The sequence below is a fragment of the Pseudomonas sp. 21 genome, from assembly GCF_000955805.1.
Classification (GTDB): domain Bacteria; phylum Pseudomonadota; class Gammaproteobacteria; order Pseudomonadales; family Pseudomonadaceae; genus Pseudomonas.
On record NZ_JYOA01000005.1, the window covers coordinates 265,833 to 281,363 of the forward strand.

The window sequence follows — 15,531 nt, forward strand, 5'->3', positions numbered from 1 at the left end:
GCCATCAGGCGTCGCGGAACAACCAGGGTTGCTGCTGTTTATAGCCACCTTCGAAACTGCGGATGGCGTCGGCGTCCTGCAGGGTCAGGCCGATGTCGTCCAGGCCGTTGAGCAGGCAGTGCTTGCGGAACGCGTCCACTTCGAAGCTGTACTGCTTGCCGTCCGGACGGGTCACGGTCTGCGCGGCGAGGTCGACAGTCAGTTGGTAACCCTCGGTGGCCTCGCACTGGGCGAACAGCTCGTCCACTTCTTCGTCCTTCAGGATGATCGGCAGCAGGCCGTTCTTGAAGCTGTTGTTGAAGAAGATGTCGGCGAAGCTCGGCGCGATCACGGTGCGGAAGCCGTACTCGTCCAGCGCCCACGGCGCGTGCTCGCGGGAGGAGCCGCAACCGAAGTTCTCACGGGCCAGCAGCACGCTGGCGCCCTGGAAGCGCGGGAAGTTGAGGACGAAGTCCTTGTTGATCGGACGCTTGGAGTTGTCCTGGTTCGGCTGGCCGACGTCCAGGTAGCGCCACTCGTCGAACAGGTTCGGGCCGAAGCCGGTGCGCTTGATCGACTTGAGGAATTGCTTGGGGATGATCTGGTCGGTGTCGACGTTGGCGCGGTCGAGCGGCGCAACGAGACCGGTGTGCTGGGTAAAGGCTTTCATGTTCGGTCTCCTCAGGCCTGCATCAATTCACGTACGTCGATGAAACGACCGGTCACCGCGGCGGCGGCAGCCATTGCCGGGCTCACCAGGTGGGTACGACCACCGGCGCCCTGGCGGCCTTCGAAGTTGCGGTTGGAAGTGGAAGCGCAATGCTCGCCACTTTCCAGGCGGTCCGGGTTCATCGCCAGGCACATGGAGCAGCCCGGCTCACGCCACTCGAAGCCGGCTTCGATGAAGATCTTGTCCAGGCCTTCCTGTTCGGCTTGCGCCTTGACCAGGCCGGAGCCCGGCACGACCAGCGCCTGCTTCACGGTGGCAGCAACCTTGCGGCCCTTGGCCACGGCGGCGGCGGCGCGCAGGTCTTCGATGCGCGAGTTGGTGCAGGAGCCGATGAACACGCGGTCCAGCTGGATATCGGTGATCGCCTGGTTGGCACTCAGGCCCATGTACTTGAGGGCGCGGGTGATGGAGTCGCGCTTGACCGCATCGGCCTCGGCGGCCGGGTCCGGCACGTTCTGGTCGACGGCCAGGACCATCTCGGGCGAGGTGCCCCAGCTGACCTGCGGCTTGATGTCCTCGGCACGCAGCTCGACGATGGTGTCGAAGTGCGCATCGGCGTCGGAAACCAGATCGCTCCAGGCTTCCACGGCCTTGTCCCAGTCGCTGCCTTGCGGCGAGAACGGACGGCCCTTCACGTAGTCGACGGTCTTCTGGTCGCACGCCACCATGCCGACGCGAGCGCCTGCCTCGATGGACATGTTGCAGATGGTCATGCGGCCTTCCATGGACAGGTCGCGGATGGCGCTGCCGGCAAACTCCAGGGCATGGCCGTTGCCGCCCGCGGTGCCGATCTTGCCGATCACCGCGAGGACGATGTCCTTGGCGGTCACGCCGAAGGGCAATTTGCCTTCCACGCGAACCTGCATGTTCTTCATCTTCTTGGCGACCAGGCACTGGGTGGCGAGCACGTGCTCTACCTCGGAGGTGCCGATGCCGTGGGCCAGCGCACCAAAGGCGCCGTGGGTCGAGGTGTGCGAGTCGCCGCAGACCACGGTCATGCCCGGCAGGGTCGCGCCCTGCTCCGGGCCGACCACGTGGACGATGCCCTGGCGGACGTCGTTCATCTTGAATTCGAGGATGCCAAAGTCATCGCAGTTCTCGTCCAGGGTCTGGACCTGGATGCGCGACACTTCATCGGCGATGGCCTGGAGGCCGCCCTTGCGCTCGGCCTGGGTGGTCGGCACGTTATGGTCCGGAGTGGCGATGTTCGCGTCGATGCGCCACGGCTTGCGACCCGCCAGGCGCAGGCCTTCGAAGGCCTGCGGCGAGGTCACCTCGTGGAGGATGTGGCGGTCGATGTAGATGAGCGACGAACCATCGTCACGGCGCTTCACCTCGTGCATTTCCCAGAGTTTGTCGTAGAGCGTCTTGCCGGCCATCAGAGAGTCCTCATCAGCGTCTTTCTATGCCCCTTGGGCTTGTGGGGATGATCCTATGGAAAGGCACCGAATAACTCAAATTCATATTTTTTATCCAAAGGATTCCCACGAGGAATACGGTGCGTTATAAAAGTCGGGCGCCGCTTCCAGAGCGCAGGGAGTCGATATGGACCTGACCAGCCTCAACACCTTCCTCGCCATTGCCGAATCCGGCAGCTTCTCCGAGGCCGGCGAGCGCCTGCACCTGACCCAGCCGGCGGTGAGCAAGCGCATTGCCGCCCTGGAGAACCAACTGGGAGTCAGGCTGTTCGACCGCGTCGGCCGCGAAGTGACCCTCACCGAGTCCGGTCGCGCCCTGCTGCCGCGCGCCTATCAGATCCTCAGCGTGCTGGACGACACCCGTCGCGCCCTGACCAACCTGAACGGCGAAGTGAGCGGCCGGCTGGTCCTGGCCACCAGTCACCACATCGGCCTGCACCGCCTGCCGCCGCTGCTGCGCGCCTTCACCAAGGCCCACCCGCAGGTGGCGCTGGATATCCAGTTCTGCGACTCGGAAGTCGCCTACGAAGAAATTCTCCATGGCCGCGCCGAACTGGCGGTGATCACCCTCGCCCCGGAAACCGCCGAACCCGTGCGCGCCGTGCCGGTGTGGGACGACCCGCTGGACTTCGTCGCCGCCCCCGAGCACCCGCTGTCGGTGCAGGGCCCGGTGTTCCTCGCCGACGTGGCGCGGCACCCGGCGGTGTTCCCCGGCGGCAACACCTTCACCCACCACATCGTGCGGCGCATGTTCGAAGCCGAAGGTCTGACGCCGAACATCGGCATGAGCACCAACTACATGGAAACCATCAAGATGATGGTCTCCATCGGCCTGGCCTGGAGCGTACTGCCTCGTACGATGCTGGATGACAGCGTCGTACGCCTGCCGCTGCAGGACATCCAGCTCAGCCGGCAACTGGGTTACATCCTGCATACCGAGCGCACGCTGTCCAACGCCGCGCGGGCCTTCATGCGCCTGCTCGACGCCCAGGCGGCCGGGCTTGCGCCGGTCGCGGCCTAACCTCTATTGTTCTGACAGAACTAGAAGAAGGGGCCCGAATGCCCGTCCGCACACCCGTTCGCGTTAGCCGGCCCCACTTGGCCGGTGTCGCCAGACTCAGGGGGAGCGCCGCATGAGCCGCGATCCGCACACGCCCCCGCACGCCTCCGACGGACAGGACAAGTTCGCCAAAGCCTTTCATACCGCGCCCGACGCCATGGTCATCACCGACCGGGACAGCGGAAAATTCCTCGAACTCAATGCCAGTTTCGTCGACCACTTCGGCTGGAGTCGTGACGAAGCCCTCGGCCGCACCTCCTTGCAACTCGGCCTCTGGCACAGCCTCGAAGAACGCCAGCGGATGCTCGACAAGATCACCGCCGAGCGGCAGATCGACGGTTTCGACGTTACCCTCATCACCCGTACCGGCGAAGTACGCAGCGCCCGCGTCTACGGCTGCCAGATCGAACAGGACGGCCGCCCCTGCCTGGTCCTGACCGTCCGTGACATCACCCGCATGCGCGACCAGGAACGTGCCCTGCGCGACAGCCAGGAACGCCTGGACCTGGCGCTGGACTCCGCGCAACTGGGCATCTGGGACTGGCACATCCCCAGCGGCCTGCTCTACGGCTCGGCCCGTGCCGCCGTTCTGCACGAACTGCCTGACCGGGATTTCCACGGGCCCTTCGGCGAATTCTTCGCCTGCGTCGACAAGACCGACCGCCAGCGCATGCGCCAGGTGTACGCCCGACTCGCCCGCGGACCGGAGAACGACTACCAGTTCACCTACCGCGCCCACCTCGACTCCGGCGAAGTGCGTTACCTGGAAAGCCGCGCACGCCTGTACCGCGACACCCACGGCAAACCACTGCGCATGGCCGGCACCCTGCTCGACATCACCGAGCGCGTGCTGCGCGAGCGCAGCCTGCAGGCCTCGGAGGAGAAATTCGCCAGCCTGTTCCAGGGCAGCCCGGACCCGATCTGTGTCTCGCGGGTGCGCGACGGCGAGTTCGTCGAAGTCAACCCGAGCTTCTGCAGCACCTTCGGCTGGCTCGCCGAGGACATCATCGGCCGCTCGTCCCACCAGGTCACCTTCTGGGCCGATCACCACCAGCGCTCGCGCCTGTTCGAGCAACTGATGCGCGACCACTCGCTGCAGAACGTCGAAGTGCAGTTCCTCACCCGCGAAGGCCAGACCATCACCTGCATGGTCGCCAGCCGGCTGATCTGGGTCGACCGCCAGCTGTGCATCCTCTCCAGCTTCCGCGACGTCACCCGCCGGCTGCTGGCCGAGGCGGCGCTCAAGGCCAGCCAGGAGAAGTTCGCCAAAGCGTTCCACTCCAGCCCCGACGCCATCACCATCACCGAACGCGAGACCGGCCGCTACATCGAAGTCAACGAAGGCTTCCACCGCCTGACCGGCTACCGCACCGACGAGGTGATCGGGCAAACCTCCCTGGGCATCAACATCTGGGCCGATCCGGACGAGCGCCTGAACATGATCGCCGCGCTGAACCGCGACGGCTTCGTGCACCACCTGGAAATGCGCGGCCGCCACCGCGACGGCACGATCAAGACGGTGGACGTGTCGGTGGAGCCGATCGAGCTGGGCGGCGTGAACTGCCTGCTGCTCACCGCCCGCGACACCAGCGAGCTGCGTGAGGCCGAGGCGCGCATCCAGCACCTCGCGTACCACGACGCCCTGACCGACCTGCCCAACCGCGCGCTGCTGATGGACCGCCTCAAGCAGCAGATCGCCCTGCTGCAACGCCACAGCCTGCGCGGCGCCCTGCTGTTCCTCGACCTCGACCACTTCAAGCACATCAACGACTCCCTCGGCCACTCCGTCGGCGACTCCATCCTGCAGATGGTCACCGCGCGCCTGGAAGCCAGCGTGCGCCAGGAAGACACCGTGGCGCGCCTGGGTGGCGACGAGTTCGTGGTGCTGATCACCGGCATCGAAGGCAGCCGCCTGGAAACCGCCCAGCAGGTGCGCCAGCTGGCGGAGAAACTGCGCGACCTGCTGGCCGAACCGATGCTTCTGGACGGCCACCGCCTGCAGATCACCCCGAGCATCGGTATCGCGCTGATCCCCGACGACGGCGCGACGCCGGACGACCTGCTCAAGCGCGCCGACATCGCCATGTACCGCGCCAAGGACGCCGGGCGGAACACCGTGCAGCTGTTCCACGAATCCATGCAGCAGGCCGCCAGCGAGCGCCTGCGCCTGGAGAACGGCCTGCGCATGGCCCTCGCCCGTCGCGAATTCAACCTGCATTACCAGCCGCAGGTGGATGCCCGCGATTCGCGCATCGTCGGCGCCGAGGCGCTGCTGCGCTGGCGCCACCCGACCCGCGGGCCGCAATCCCCAGCCAGTTTCATCCGCGTGCTGGAGGACAGCGGGCTGATCGTCGAAGTCGGCCAGTGGGTGCTCGAGGAAGCCTGTCGCACCGGCGCGCGGCTGCTCGCCGAGGGTCGCATCGACATCGAGAGTTTCAGCCTGAGCGTGAACATCAGCCCGCGGCAGTTCCGCCAGAGTGACTTCGTCGAGCGCCTGCTGGCCCTGCTGCACAAGACCAGACTGCCGCCCAGCCTGCTGAAACTGGAGATCACCGAGGGCATCGTGATCCAGCAACTGGACGACACCATCGCGCGCATGGAACGCCTGCGCGAAGCCGGCGTGCAGTTCGCCATGGACGACTTCGGTACCGGCTACTCATCGCTGACCTACCTCAAGCGCCTGCCGGTGGACAGCCTGAAGATCGACCAGAGCTTCGTGCGCGACGCCCCCAACGACAGCAACGACGCAGAGATCGTCCGCGCCATCATCGCCATGGGGCACAGCCTCGGGCTGGAACTGGTGGCCGAAGGGGTGGAAACCCCGGAACAGCTGGCCCTGCTGGCGGAACACGGTTGCCACCTGTACCAGGGCTACCTGTTCGGCCGTCCGGTGCCGCTGGAAGACTTCATCGCCCTGCTGCCCCACAACGACACGCAGCAGGCAACCTGAGGCCCGCTATTGCGCGGGCCGCAACTCCGACATCACCACCATCACCTGCGCCTCGTCGGCTTCGCCGTCGTTGAGATAGAGGTGGCCGACGCTGCTGTCGAAATAGGCGGTCTCGCGCGTCCCGATGCTCACCGACTCGCCCGTCTCGAACTGGATGCGCACACGACCGGCCACCACCATGGCGAACTCCTGGCCGGGGTGGCGGACGTAATCATCGAACTCGCCCACCTCGCGGGCGAAGATGCGCGCGTACAGCGGCGTCATGCTGCGTTGTGGGAAATCGCCGGCGATGGGGTAGTACTCGTAGCCACCGGTGTCGTAACCAGCGGCATCGTCGATGCCCGTCTTGACGAAAGTCTTCAGCCCCATCAGCCCGCCGACGGGCGGCAATGGGCGGAACAGCTGGGCGATATCCACCTGCAATGCTCGGGCGGCGGCGGCCAGCTTGTCGTAGCTCACCGCGACCTGCGCCAGTTCCATCTTCGACAGGGTGGAAACCGCCACGCCAGAGAGGTCGGAGAGCTGTTTCAGGGTCAGTTTCCGCTGCTTGCGAACTGCCCGCAGGCGCGCACCGACTTCGTCTCGATCCAGTTGCTGGGGCTTGGGCAGTAGTTGGGCGGTTTCGCTCATGGGACATCTCGTGAGGGGGCCGACGAAAGTTTACCGGGCCTTGCCTTGGGTGCAAAAATTCTCATATCTTAGATTTCTCACATACGAGAAAATCTGCAGAAGGCCCATGCAGTGAGCCAATTCGATTTCGTCATCATCGGTGCCGGCATTGCCGGCGCCTCCCTCGCCTACCGCCTGAGCGAGACGCACAAGGTACTGGTACTGGAGCGCGAAGAGCAGCCCGGCTACCACTCCACCGGGCGTTCCGCCGCCATGTTCATGGAGGCCTACGGCACGCCACAGATCCAGGCGCTGACCCGCGCCAGCCGGGCCTTCTACGAAAACCCGCCGGCGGGTTTCAGCGAGCACCCGATCCTCACCCCGCGCGGCTGCCTGTACGTCGGCGGCCCTGAGCACGTCGAGCTGCTCAAGCAGGCCGAAGCCACGCCCGGCGTCCAGCGCATCAGCACCGAACAGGCGCTGGAGTTCCTCCCCGTCCTGCGCGCCGACGCCATCATCGGCGCGCTCTACGAGCCGGACGCCCGCGACCTCGACGTGCACGCCCTGCACCAGGGCTACCTGCGCGCACTGCGCCAGCGCGGTGGCCAGCTGTGCTGCAACCGCGAGCTGTTGTCGGCTGACTATGCCGATGGCGCATGGACGCTAGAACTCAGTCAGGGCGAAAGCATCCGGGCCGCGCATCTGATCAATGCTGCCGGCGCCTGGGCCGATCATGTCGCCGAGCGCTGCGGCATCCGCCCGGTCGGCCTGCAACCGTGCCGCCGCACCGCCTTCACCTTCCCGGTGCCCGACGGCATCGACATCAGCCGCTGGCCGACGGTGATCGGCATCGACGAGAGCTTCTACTTCAAGCCCGATGCGGGCCAGTTGCTTGGCTCCCCCGCCAATGCCGACCCGGTGGAAGCGCAGGACGTGCAGCCCGAGGAACTCGACATCGCCCTGGGCGTGTACCACATCGAAGAACACACCACCCTGGCGATCCGTCGGCCGAACCACAGCTGGGCCGGCCTGCGCTCCTTCGTCGCCGATGGCGACCTGGTGATTGGCGCGGATGCACAGAACCCGGCGTTCTTCTGGCTGGCCGCCCAGGGCGGCTATGGCATCCAGTCCGCCGACGGCGTTTCGCGCCTGGCCCAGTCGCTGCTGCTCGGCCAGCCGCTCCCCGAATCCCTGCGCCAGGAAGGCGTCGATCCCCAGCGCCTGGACCCGGCGCGCCTGCGTTGAATTCCCCCGGAGACCTACCCATGAGCGATATCCAGCGTTACCCCAGCACCCTGCCCTTCCCCTTCTCCCGCGCGGTGAAAGCCGGCGGCTTCCTGTTCCTCTCCGGCCAGGTGCCGATGACCGCCGACGGCCAGGTGGTGAAAGGCGACATCCAGACCCAGACCGAAGCGGTGATGACCCGCATCGCCGAAAGCCTGGAAGCCTGCGGCGCGAACTTCTCCCAGGTGGTGAAAGCCACCGTGTGGCTGTCGGACATGTCCCACTTCGCCGGTTTCAACGAGGTGTACAAGCGCTACTTCGACCAGGGCCTGCCGGTGCGCTCCTGCGTGGCGTCCGCCCTGGCGCTGGGCGTGGACGTCGAGGTGGAAATCCAGGCCTACGTCGGCCAGGCGTAAGCCCTTTTGCGGTCCGGCGCAGAGCCGGGCCGCCCCATAACAACAACAGAGTCTCGATCATGAAAACCAGTCTCAAGCTCGGCGGTGCGTACATCGGCCTGGTGGTGGGCGTCGGCTTCGCCTCGGGCCAGGAGATCCTCCAGTTCTTCGGCGGCTTCGGCATCATGGGCCTGGCCGGCGGCCTGGTGGCGCTGGCGCTGTTCGCCTTCCTGCTGATGAACCTCTACCAGATCGGCAGCCGCCTGCAGACCCAGTCGCACAAGGAAGCCATGGAGTTCATCTGTGGCAAGCCACTGGGCCGCGTCGTCGACCTGATGCTGACCTTCTTCCTGTTCGGCACCATGGTGGTCATGTTCGCCGGGGCGAACTCGTCCTTCGAGCAGCAGCTGGGCATCGGTCATTCCATCGGCGGGATCGTCCTCGGCGTGCTGACCATCATCACCGTGTGCATGGGCCTGAAGCGGGTGATCACCCTGATGAGTTTGATCACCCCGGTGCTGATGATCATCGTCGCGATCATCGCCATCTATGCGCTGACGCACGTCCAGAAGCCGCTGGCGGAGCTGGAGCAGATTGCCCTGGCCGTGCCGCACCCGGCGCCCAACTGGCTGCTCGGCGCACTGCTCTACGTCTCCTACAACGTCGCCGCCACCGCGGCCGCCGTGGTGGTGATGGGGGGCAGCGTGGCGAACCTGCGCACTGCCGCGCTGGGCGGCGTGTTCGGCGGGATCGGCGTGGGCGTGCTGATCCTCGCCATGGCGCTGGTCATGCTGGTGCAGATCGACGTGATCGGCGGCAGCGCCATCCCCACCCTGCTGCTGAGCAACAACATCGCGCCCTGGTTCGGCGACGTGATGCTCGCCCTGCTACTGGTGAAGCTGTACTGCACCACCAGCGGCTTCGCCTACACGCTGGCCGCACGCTGCGCCGCGTACGGCGTGCCCTTCCGCGTGGCGACCGTAGCCGCGGTGGTGCTCGCCTTCATCGCCAGCCAGGTCGGCTTCGTCAGGCTGGTGGGGCTGGTCTACCCGGCCATGGGTTACCTGGGCTTCGTGCTGATGGCGGCCATCGTCATTGCCTGGTGGCGCAATCGCTCGGCGCCGCTGGGGCAGAACGCCTGATCGGGGCACGAACGAAAACGCCCGTCTCTTTCGAGACGGGCGTTCTTGTTTGCGGCTACGGCCCGGCTAACGCCGGGGCGCTGCTCAGCCTTCGATGGCCGGGCGCTGGCCGTTGATGGCGATCCGCTTGGGCTTGGCTTCTTCCGGAACGATGCGCACCAGCTCGACGCTGAGCAGGCCGTTCTTCAACGACGCACCCTGGACCTCGATATGGTCGGCGAGGCGGAACGACAGCTTGAACGCGCGCTGGGCGATGCCCTGGTGCAGGTAGGTGACGCTCTCGGAAGCCTTTTCGCGCTTGCCGCCATTGACGGTCAGCACGCCGCGCTCCACTTGCAGCTCCAGGTCTTCCTCCTGCAGGCCGGCAGCGGCGATGACGATGCGGTACTGGTCATCACCATGCTTCTCGACATTGTAGGGCGGGTAGGAACTGCCGCTTTCACTGCGCAGGGCGGATTCGAACAGATCGCTGAAACGATCGAAACCGACGGACTGGCGGAACAGCGGGGCGAGGGAAAGGACGTTGCTCATTGCGAATCTCCTGAAAATTTCAGCAAGGTATGATTTGGAGCCTGACGTCAGAACTCCGGTGCGGGACCCGTCTTCGGCCTCCCGCAGGAACATAGATTGGGCTGCTCGAATCCATTTCAAGCCCCCTTCGCCACAGGACGATTTTCCATGGACAAGGTCATGCTGATCACCGGCGCCAGTCGCGGCATCGGCGCCGCCACCGCGCTGCTCGCTGCCGAGCGCGGCTACGCCGTGGCGATCAACTATCGTCGCGAGCGCGAGGCCGCCGAGGCGCTGGTGGCACAAATCACAGGGGCCGGTGGCAAGGCACGCGCCTTCGCCGCCGACGTGGCGGACGAGAGCGATGTGCTGGACCTGTTCCGAGAAGTGGACGAAGCCTTCGGCCGCCTCGACGTGCTGGTGAACAACGCCGGCATCCTCGAGCGCCAGATGCGCCTGGAGGACATGGACGTGGCGCGCCTGCAGCGGGTATTCGCGGTGAATGTCACCGGCACCTTCCTCTGCTGCCGCGAGGCGATCAAACGCATGGCGCGCAAGCACGGCGGCAACGGTGGCAGCATCGTCAACGTCTCGTCCATGGCTTCGCGCCTGGGCTCGCCCAACGAGTACATCGACTACGCCGCCGCCAAGGGCGCCGTGGACAGCCTGACCATCGGCCTGGCCAAGGAAGTGGCGGCAGAAGGCATCCGCGTGAATGCCGTGCGGCCCGGGCTGATCAAGACCGAAATCCATGCCAGTGGCGGCGAGCCTGGGCGCGTGGAGCGCCTGCAAGCGGCGATTCCGCTGGGGCGCGGCGGTGAGGCTGAGGAAGTGGCGCGGGCGATCCTGTTCCTCGCCTCGGACGAATCCAGTTATTCCACCGGCAGTTTCGTCGACGTCAGCGGTGGGCGCTGATTCGGTGTAATCGTGACGCACGCTTTTGTAGGAGCGAGCTTGCTCGCGAACTGCCCAACACCGATGTGTTGGGGGGAACTGCGTTCGCGAGCAAGCTCGCTCCTACGAAGAGCAGATCAGGCGGCTGCTTCGATCTCGACCTGCAGCATCCGGTCCAGCACTTCGCAATCATGCTCGCGGCGCACCTGGGCGAATAGCTCCACGGCCTCGGGATAACTGCGGGTAAGCATCCCCAGCCACTGCTTCAGGCGCCCCGGTGCATAGCGCGGTGCGAGCTTGCGTCGGGCCTGGCGCCAGAAGTCGTCGAGCAGTACGCGCACTTCCGACCAGGGCATCGGCACCACCTCGCGACCGTCGCGCCAAGCGGCGATCTGCCGGGCCAGGTCAGGGCGCGAAACCAGACCGCGACCGAGCATGATGTCCGCCACGCCGCTGATGGAACGGCAGCGATGGTAATCCTCGAGCGTCCAGACTTCGCCATTGGCGAACACCGGCACCTTCACCGCATCAGCGACTTTCGCCACCCACTCCCAATGCGCTGGCGGCTTGTAGCCGTCGGCCTTGGTCCGCGCATGCACCACCACATGGGCGGAACCGGCGTCGGCCAGGGCGCGTGCGCAGTCGATGGCGCCGTCCGGGCTGTCGTAGCCCAGGCGCATCTTCGAAGTCACGGGGATGTGCGCCGGCACCGCGCGGCGCACGGCCTCGATGATGCTGAACATCAGCTCGGGCTCCTTGAGCAGCACCGCGCCACCCCGGGAGCGGTTCACCGTCTTGGCCGGGCAGCCGAAATTCAGGTCGATCACCGGCGCACCCAGTTCGCAGGCCTGCACGGCGTTCTCCGCCAGCAACTGCGGATCGGAGCCGAGCAGTTGCACGCGCATCGGCACGCCGGCGCGCGTCTTGCTGCCGTGCGCCAATTCCGGAGCGGCCGCCAGGAAGGACGACGGCGGCAGCAGTCGGTCGTTGATGCGGATGAATTCGGTGACGCACCAGTCGATGCCGCCGACGCGGGTCAGCACATCGCGGAGGATGTCATCAACCAGCCCCTCCATCGGGGCCAGGGCGATCTGCACGGGGGAATCTCGGGCTATGGCGAAGGCCGCGGATTGTAGGGAATGCGCCGCGCCGGGAAAAGCGCGGCACGACGGATCACGCGCCGGCGGCCACGGTGTCCGGGGAGAGCAGCGCGCGGCCATAGCCTTCGATGAACTCCACCGGCATGCGCTTGGGCTTGCCGCTGGACAGTTCGATGCAGACGAAGGTGGTCTGTGCGCGCAGCAGGGTCAGGGCATCCGCCGGGCGCACCAGCTGGAAGTGACGGGTCATCTTCAGGCGCTGATCGGACTGGACGATCCAGGTCGCCAGTTGCAGCTGCTCGCCTTCATAGGCGGCTGCCAGGTAATCCACTTCATGGCGTACCACGGCCATGGCGCGATCCAGCCGGCGGTATTCGGCCAGGTCCAGCCCCAGGCTCTGGGAGTGACGCCAGGCGCAGCGTTCCAGCCAGCTGACGTAGACGGCGTTGTTGGCGTGGCCGAGGCCGTCGATGTCCTCGGACTTGACCTCGATGTCGATGACGAACGGATCGGGCAACTGCCAACTCATGACGCGTGCTCCAGGCTTGCGGCCAGCGCAATCGCTTCGGCGGCCAGTTGGGTGATCTGGTCCCACGCACGGGCGCGGACCAGGCTGGGCGGCGCGATCCAGGTGCCGCCGACGCAGGCGACATTGGGCAGGCGCAGCACGTTGAGCAGGTTCTCCTGGGTGATGCCGCCGGTCGGGCAGAAGCGGATGCCGGAGAAAGGCGCCTTCAGGCTCTTGAGCATCTTGATCGCGGCGTTGCCGTCGGCCGGGAAGAGTTTCAGCGAGCGGTAGCCGTACTCCAGCGCCACCAGCACCTCCGAAGGCGTCATTACCCCCGGCAGGAAGGGCAGTTTCGCATCGTCGGCGGCGGCCACCAGGCGTGGCGTACAGCCGGGGCTGACAGCAAACTGCGCGCCGGCGTCGCGGGCTTCCTGGAACTGCTCTGTGTGGATCAGCGTACCGGCGCCGACGACCATTTCCGGCAACTCGCGGCGAATCTCGGCCACCGCATCCAGCGCCTGCGGTGTACGCAGGGTCACTTCCAGCACCCGCACACCACCGTCGTACAGGGCACGGGCCAGGTCACCCGCCAACACCACATCGTCGATCACCAATACCGGCATGACCGGGCGCGCCTTCTGCAGCACCCAATCCAGCGACAGATTCATGCATTCCCCCAATCGGCCACCCGCGTGCGCAAGACCTCACGCCCAGGCCGGGGCGGCCGGAAATACCCGAAAGTCTACGCCAGCGCGCCGGGCCTGACGACCCGCAACGGGCCATCATGGAACGAGAACGGCGGCCTGTAGCCGCCGCTATCAGGCTGGTGAATGGCTCAGGAAGCCAGTGCCAGGGGTAACGGCATCTCGGCCTCTTCCAGCAGTTCCAGAATAGCTTCTGTGACCGCCGCATCGGCCAGTACTCGGTGATGCCCGCCATCCTTCAGGCGCAGCAATCGACTGCGCGGCCAGGCGTCATGGATGGCCACCGCCTCGCCCACACGCACGTACCTGTCGTCCTCGGCGTGTACCACCAGGCCAGGGAAGTCCAGTTCATAACGCGCGACGTCCAGTTGCCTGGCCGCGATGCCCGTGCGCCCTTCGATCATGCGAATGAAGCGTGAGCGTGCCAGCGGCGGCAGGCCGACCATCCTGGAGAAGCCGCGCAGAACGCCAAGCACATTGCTCGGCGCACCGATGGTTACCAGCGTTTCGGTGCGCAGGCCCATCTGGGTTGCCAGCAGGGCGCTGGCGCCGCCCATGGAATGGCCGATCACGGCACGCAGCGGCGGCAGTTCCCCGGCCGCCTCCAGCAGGGCACGGGCGAACAGAACGATGTCCGCTTCCTGGCCGGGCGAGCGGCCGTGTCCCGGCCCGTCGAGGGCGATCACTCCGTAACCGGCGCCCACCAGCTTCTCGATCAGCGTGGCGAACTGGGTAGGCCGCCCTTCCCAGCCGTGCATCAGCAACACAGCCGGCCCCTCTCCCCAGCGCAACGCGGACAAGCCGAAGCGCAGGGTAACGCGCTCGGAGCTGGCCAGCAGCGGCAGCTCCCAGTCACGCGGGGCGTATTCATTGGGCGTCACGAACAGCTGACGCATGCGCTGCGCCGCCCATTTCGGCGCGACGCGGCCCAAGGTGGCATTGATTCCTCGAACCCAGCTCAGACTGCTCATTTCCGCACCTCCTCAGTTCACCGCCTTCTTCGCGGCACGCAGGACACGATCGGACAGGTCGCCGGTGCCCAGGGCACGAGCCAGCGCCAGTCCGCCAATCATCAGGGCCATGTCGCTGAGCACGGTGTCGATTTCCTCGGGGCGGCCGGCCAGCGCCGCGACCATCAACTCCACGTGCTCTTCCAGGGTCTGGCGAAACGCTTCCGGCAGATTGGCCACCTCGTTCAGCGAACTGGGAATCGGGCAGCCCTCCTCCTCGGTGTCGCGGTGCTTGCGCGAAAGATAGAACTGCGCCGTCAGTGCACGGCGCTCGGCGAAGCTCAACTTCGGATCGAAGCGCTTGAGGCCTTCGCGGCGCTTGGCAAGCAGCTCGCGGAAGGCCTCCAGCATCAACGCGTCCTTGCTCTCGAAGTGCGAGTAGAAGCCGCCCACCGTCAGCCCTGCCGCCGACATCACCTCGCCTACGCTGGGGCCGACCGGCCCGCGCTGCAGCAATGCGCTGGTGGCGGCGGAAAGGATGCGTTCGCGGGTCTGGGCTTTCTTGTCGCTCATGGCTGGCTTCTCGCTCGGACAGAATATTATGGTGAGAATATTATTCTCATAATAAAAATCGGCAAGCAGAAAGCGCGACCACTGGTCGGGGGAACATTTTCTGGAGGGAGAAAAAACAAAAGGGCCACTGAAAGTCTCAGTGGCCCTATAGGCATCGCAGAGCGATAAAAATGGCGTCCCCTAGGGGACTCGAACCCCTGTTACCGCCGTGAAAGGGCGGTGTCCTAGGCCACTAGACGAAGGGGACATATCCTTCGAAGAAACCCACCAGGCGGTGGATTCTGGCTTCATCCCATATGGGAATTTGGTGGAGCTAGACGGGATCGAACCGTCGACCTCTTGCATGCCATGCAAGCGCTCTCCCAGCTGAGCTATAGCCCCAGATGACTCTGGCTGACGACGCGAACGCATCGTCGCTGGATAAGTGGCGTCCCCTAGGGGACTCGAACCCCTGTTACCGCCGTGAAAGGGCGGTGTCCTAGGCCACTAGACGAAGGGGACGCAAAACCTTCGATTTCAGCCTTGCCCGGACCAGGCAAGACCTACTGGTAATTTGGTGGAGCTAGACGGGATCGAACCGTCGACCTCTTGCATGCCATGCAAGCGCTCTCCCAGCTGAGCTATAGCCCCAAAGTACCGCTGGATCTACCGTTCCGCTTCGCTCTGTCAGTTCAGTTCGTCGCTGGAACGGGGCGCATCTTAGGGGTGAGGCGAACCCCTGTCAACAACATTTTTTCAGATTTCTTATTTTTTTCTCCCACAGAACAATCACTTAAGTGACCACC

At 65.6% G+C, this 15,531-nt stretch carries 15 protein-coding genes and 4 tRNA genes; 6 read left to right on the plus strand and 13 right to left on the minus strand.

All coding sequences use genetic code 11. The features are described from left to right. Nucleotides 1-4: 4 nt before the first annotated feature. Together leuD and leuC are read right to left on the minus strand one after the other, a co-directional pair. Nucleotides 5-649, minus strand: a complete 645-nt coding sequence (gene leuD, locus UB43_RS13980; protein ID WP_045211895.1) for a 3-isopropylmalate dehydratase small subunit — start codon at nucleotides 647-649, stop codon at nucleotides 5-7. Nucleotides 650-660: 11 nt separating this feature from the next. After that, nucleotides 661-2,088, minus strand: coding sequence for a 3-isopropylmalate dehydratase large subunit (leuC, locus tag UB43_RS13985; RefSeq protein ID WP_045211897.1), 1,428 nt, complete (start codon nucleotides 2,086-2,088; stop codon nucleotides 661-663). A 166-nt stretch (nucleotides 2,089-2,254) separates the two neighbouring features. On the opposite strand from leuC, the gene UB43_RS13990 reads away from it, so the two are divergent. Together UB43_RS13990 and UB43_RS13995 are read left to right on the plus strand one after the other, a co-directional pair. Then, nucleotides 2,255-3,148, plus strand: a complete 894-nt coding sequence (locus UB43_RS13990; protein WP_017520368.1) for a LysR family transcriptional regulator — start codon at nucleotides 2,255-2,257, stop codon at nucleotides 3,146-3,148. Between the two features lie 112 nt (nucleotides 3,149-3,260). Next, entirely contained in the window at nucleotides 3,261-6,137 is a 2,877-nt protein-coding gene (locus UB43_RS13995; RefSeq protein ID WP_045211902.1) for a GGDEF domain-containing phosphodiesterase, read from the plus strand. 6 nt (nucleotides 6,138-6,143) lie between these two features. On the opposite strand, the gene UB43_RS14000 is transcribed toward UB43_RS13995, so the two are convergent. Beyond that, nucleotides 6,144-6,767, minus strand: a complete 624-nt coding sequence (locus UB43_RS14000; RefSeq protein ID WP_045211905.1) for a helix-turn-helix domain-containing protein — start codon at nucleotides 6,765-6,767, stop codon at nucleotides 6,144-6,146. A gap of 111 nt (nucleotides 6,768-6,878) precedes the next feature. On the opposite strand from UB43_RS14000, the gene UB43_RS14005 reads away from it, so the two are divergent. The 3 genes from UB43_RS14005 to UB43_RS14015 are packed head-to-tail and all read left to right on the plus strand — an operon-like array spanning nucleotide 6,879 to nucleotide 9,507. Next, nucleotides 6,879-7,991: an FAD-binding oxidoreductase gene (locus UB43_RS14005; RefSeq protein WP_045211907.1), complete on the plus strand. Its 1,113-nt coding sequence runs from the start codon at nucleotides 6,879-6,881 to the stop codon at nucleotides 7,989-7,991. A gap of 20 nt (nucleotides 7,992-8,011) precedes the next feature. Further along, nucleotides 8,012-8,386, plus strand: coding sequence for a RidA family protein (locus tag UB43_RS14010; RefSeq protein ID WP_045211910.1), 375 nt, complete (start codon nucleotides 8,012-8,014; stop codon nucleotides 8,384-8,386). Nucleotides 8,387-8,445: 59 nt separating this feature from the next. After that, a complete protein-coding gene (locus tag UB43_RS14015; RefSeq protein WP_045211912.1) occupies nucleotides 8,446-9,507 on the plus strand; it encodes a membrane protein in 1,062 nt (353 codons plus the stop codon). A gap of 84 nt (nucleotides 9,508-9,591) precedes the next feature. Here the strand turns inward: UB43_RS14015 and UB43_RS14020 are convergent, their stop codons facing one another. Beyond that, nucleotides 9,592-10,038, minus strand: coding sequence for an Hsp20 family protein (locus UB43_RS14020; protein ID WP_045211915.1), 447 nt, complete (start codon nucleotides 10,036-10,038; stop codon nucleotides 9,592-9,594). A 147-nt stretch (nucleotides 10,039-10,185) separates the two neighbouring features. Here UB43_RS14020 and UB43_RS14025 point away from each other — a divergent pair, with 147 nt between their 5' ends. Next, on the plus strand, nucleotides 10,186-10,932 hold the full coding sequence (locus UB43_RS14025) for an SDR family oxidoreductase (protein WP_045211918.1): 747 nt from the start codon (nucleotides 10,186-10,188) through the stop codon (nucleotides 10,930-10,932). 116 nt (nucleotides 10,933-11,048) lie between these two features. Here the strand turns inward: UB43_RS14025 and UB43_RS14030 are convergent, their stop codons facing one another. The 9 genes from UB43_RS14030 to UB43_RS14070 all read right to left on the minus strand — a co-directional run bounded on the left by UB43_RS14030 (nucleotide 11,049) and on the right by UB43_RS14070 (nucleotide 15,376). Further along, nucleotides 11,049-12,008 (minus strand): tRNA-dihydrouridine synthase, encoded by a 960-nt coding sequence (locus tag UB43_RS14030; protein ID WP_045211921.1) that lies wholly within the window; start codon nucleotides 12,006-12,008, stop codon nucleotides 11,049-11,051. A 76-nt stretch (nucleotides 12,009-12,084) separates the two neighbouring features. After that, the gene (locus UB43_RS14035) at nucleotides 12,085-12,540 is read right to left on the minus strand and encodes a thioesterase family protein (RefSeq protein WP_045211923.1); all 456 of its coding nucleotides are present in this window, start codon (nucleotides 12,538-12,540) and stop codon (nucleotides 12,085-12,087) included. Beyond that, nucleotides 12,537-13,187 (minus strand): bifunctional 4-hydroxy-2-oxoglutarate aldolase/2-dehydro-3-deoxy-phosphogluconate aldolase, encoded by a 651-nt coding sequence (locus UB43_RS14040; protein ID WP_045211924.1) that lies wholly within the window; start codon nucleotides 13,185-13,187, stop codon nucleotides 12,537-12,539. The genes UB43_RS14035 and UB43_RS14040 overlap by 4 nt, the downstream gene beginning before the upstream one ends. A gap of 167 nt (nucleotides 13,188-13,354) precedes the next feature. Next, complete coding sequence (locus tag UB43_RS14045; RefSeq protein WP_045211925.1) at nucleotides 13,355-14,194, minus strand: alpha/beta fold hydrolase; 840 nt, start codon at nucleotides 14,192-14,194, stop codon at nucleotides 13,355-13,357. A 12-nt stretch (nucleotides 14,195-14,206) separates the two neighbouring features. After that, the gene (locus UB43_RS14050; protein WP_045211927.1) at nucleotides 14,207-14,746 is read right to left on the minus strand and encodes a TetR/AcrR family transcriptional regulator; all 540 of its coding nucleotides are present in this window, start codon (nucleotides 14,744-14,746) and stop codon (nucleotides 14,207-14,209) included. Nucleotides 14,747-14,917: 171 nt separating this feature from the next. Continuing rightward, a tRNA-Glu gene (locus UB43_RS14055) sits at nucleotides 14,918-14,993 on the minus strand. A gap of 58 nt (nucleotides 14,994-15,051) precedes the next feature. Beyond that, nucleotides 15,052-15,127 (minus strand) — tRNA-Ala (locus UB43_RS14060). A 44-nt stretch (nucleotides 15,128-15,171) separates the two neighbouring features. Continuing rightward, nucleotides 15,172-15,247, minus strand: a tRNA-Glu gene (locus UB43_RS14065). A gap of 53 nt (nucleotides 15,248-15,300) precedes the next feature. Continuing rightward, nucleotides 15,301-15,376: transfer RNA gene (locus UB43_RS14070), tRNA-Ala, on the minus strand. Nucleotides 15,377-15,531: the final 155 nt, after the last annotated feature.

Coding starts and splice junctions, on each gene's coding strand:
- leuD (WP_045211895.1), bottom strand. CDS start 649: ATGAAAGCCTTTACCCAGCACACCGGTCTCGTTGCGCCGCTCGACCGC.
- leuC (WP_045211897.1), bottom strand. CDS start 2,088: ATGGCCGGCAAGACGCTCTACGACAAACTCTGGGAAATGCACGAGGTG.
- UB43_RS13990 (WP_017520368.1), top strand. CDS start 2,255: ATGGACCTGACCAGCCTCAACACCTTCCTCGCCATTGCCGAATCCGGC.
- UB43_RS13995 (WP_045211902.1), top strand. CDS start 3,261: ATGAGCCGCGATCCGCACACGCCCCCGCACGCCTCCGACGGACAGGAC.
- UB43_RS14000 (WP_045211905.1), bottom strand. CDS start 6,767: ATGAGCGAAACCGCCCAACTACTGCCCAAGCCCCAGCAACTGGATCGA.
- UB43_RS14010 (WP_045211910.1), top strand. CDS start 8,012: ATGAGCGATATCCAGCGTTACCCCAGCACCCTGCCCTTCCCCTTCTCC.
- UB43_RS14015 (WP_045211912.1), top strand. CDS start 8,446: ATGAAAACCAGTCTCAAGCTCGGCGGTGCGTACATCGGCCTGGTGGTG.
- UB43_RS14020 (WP_045211915.1), bottom strand. CDS start 10,038: ATGAGCAACGTCCTTTCCCTCGCCCCGCTGTTCCGCCAGTCCGTCGGT.
- UB43_RS14025 (WP_045211918.1), top strand. CDS start 10,186: ATGGACAAGGTCATGCTGATCACCGGCGCCAGTCGCGGCATCGGCGCC.
- UB43_RS14035 (WP_045211923.1), bottom strand. CDS start 12,540: ATGAGTTGGCAGTTGCCCGATCCGTTCGTCATCGACATCGAGGTCAAG.
- UB43_RS14040 (WP_045211924.1), bottom strand. CDS start 13,187: ATGAATCTGTCGCTGGATTGGGTGCTGCAGAAGGCGCGCCCGGTCATG.
- UB43_RS14045 (WP_045211925.1), bottom strand. CDS start 14,194: ATGAGCAGTCTGAGCTGGGTTCGAGGAATCAATGCCACCTTGGGCCGC.
- UB43_RS14050 (WP_045211927.1), bottom strand. CDS start 14,746: ATGAGCGACAAGAAAGCCCAGACCCGCGAACGCATCCTTTCCGCCGCC.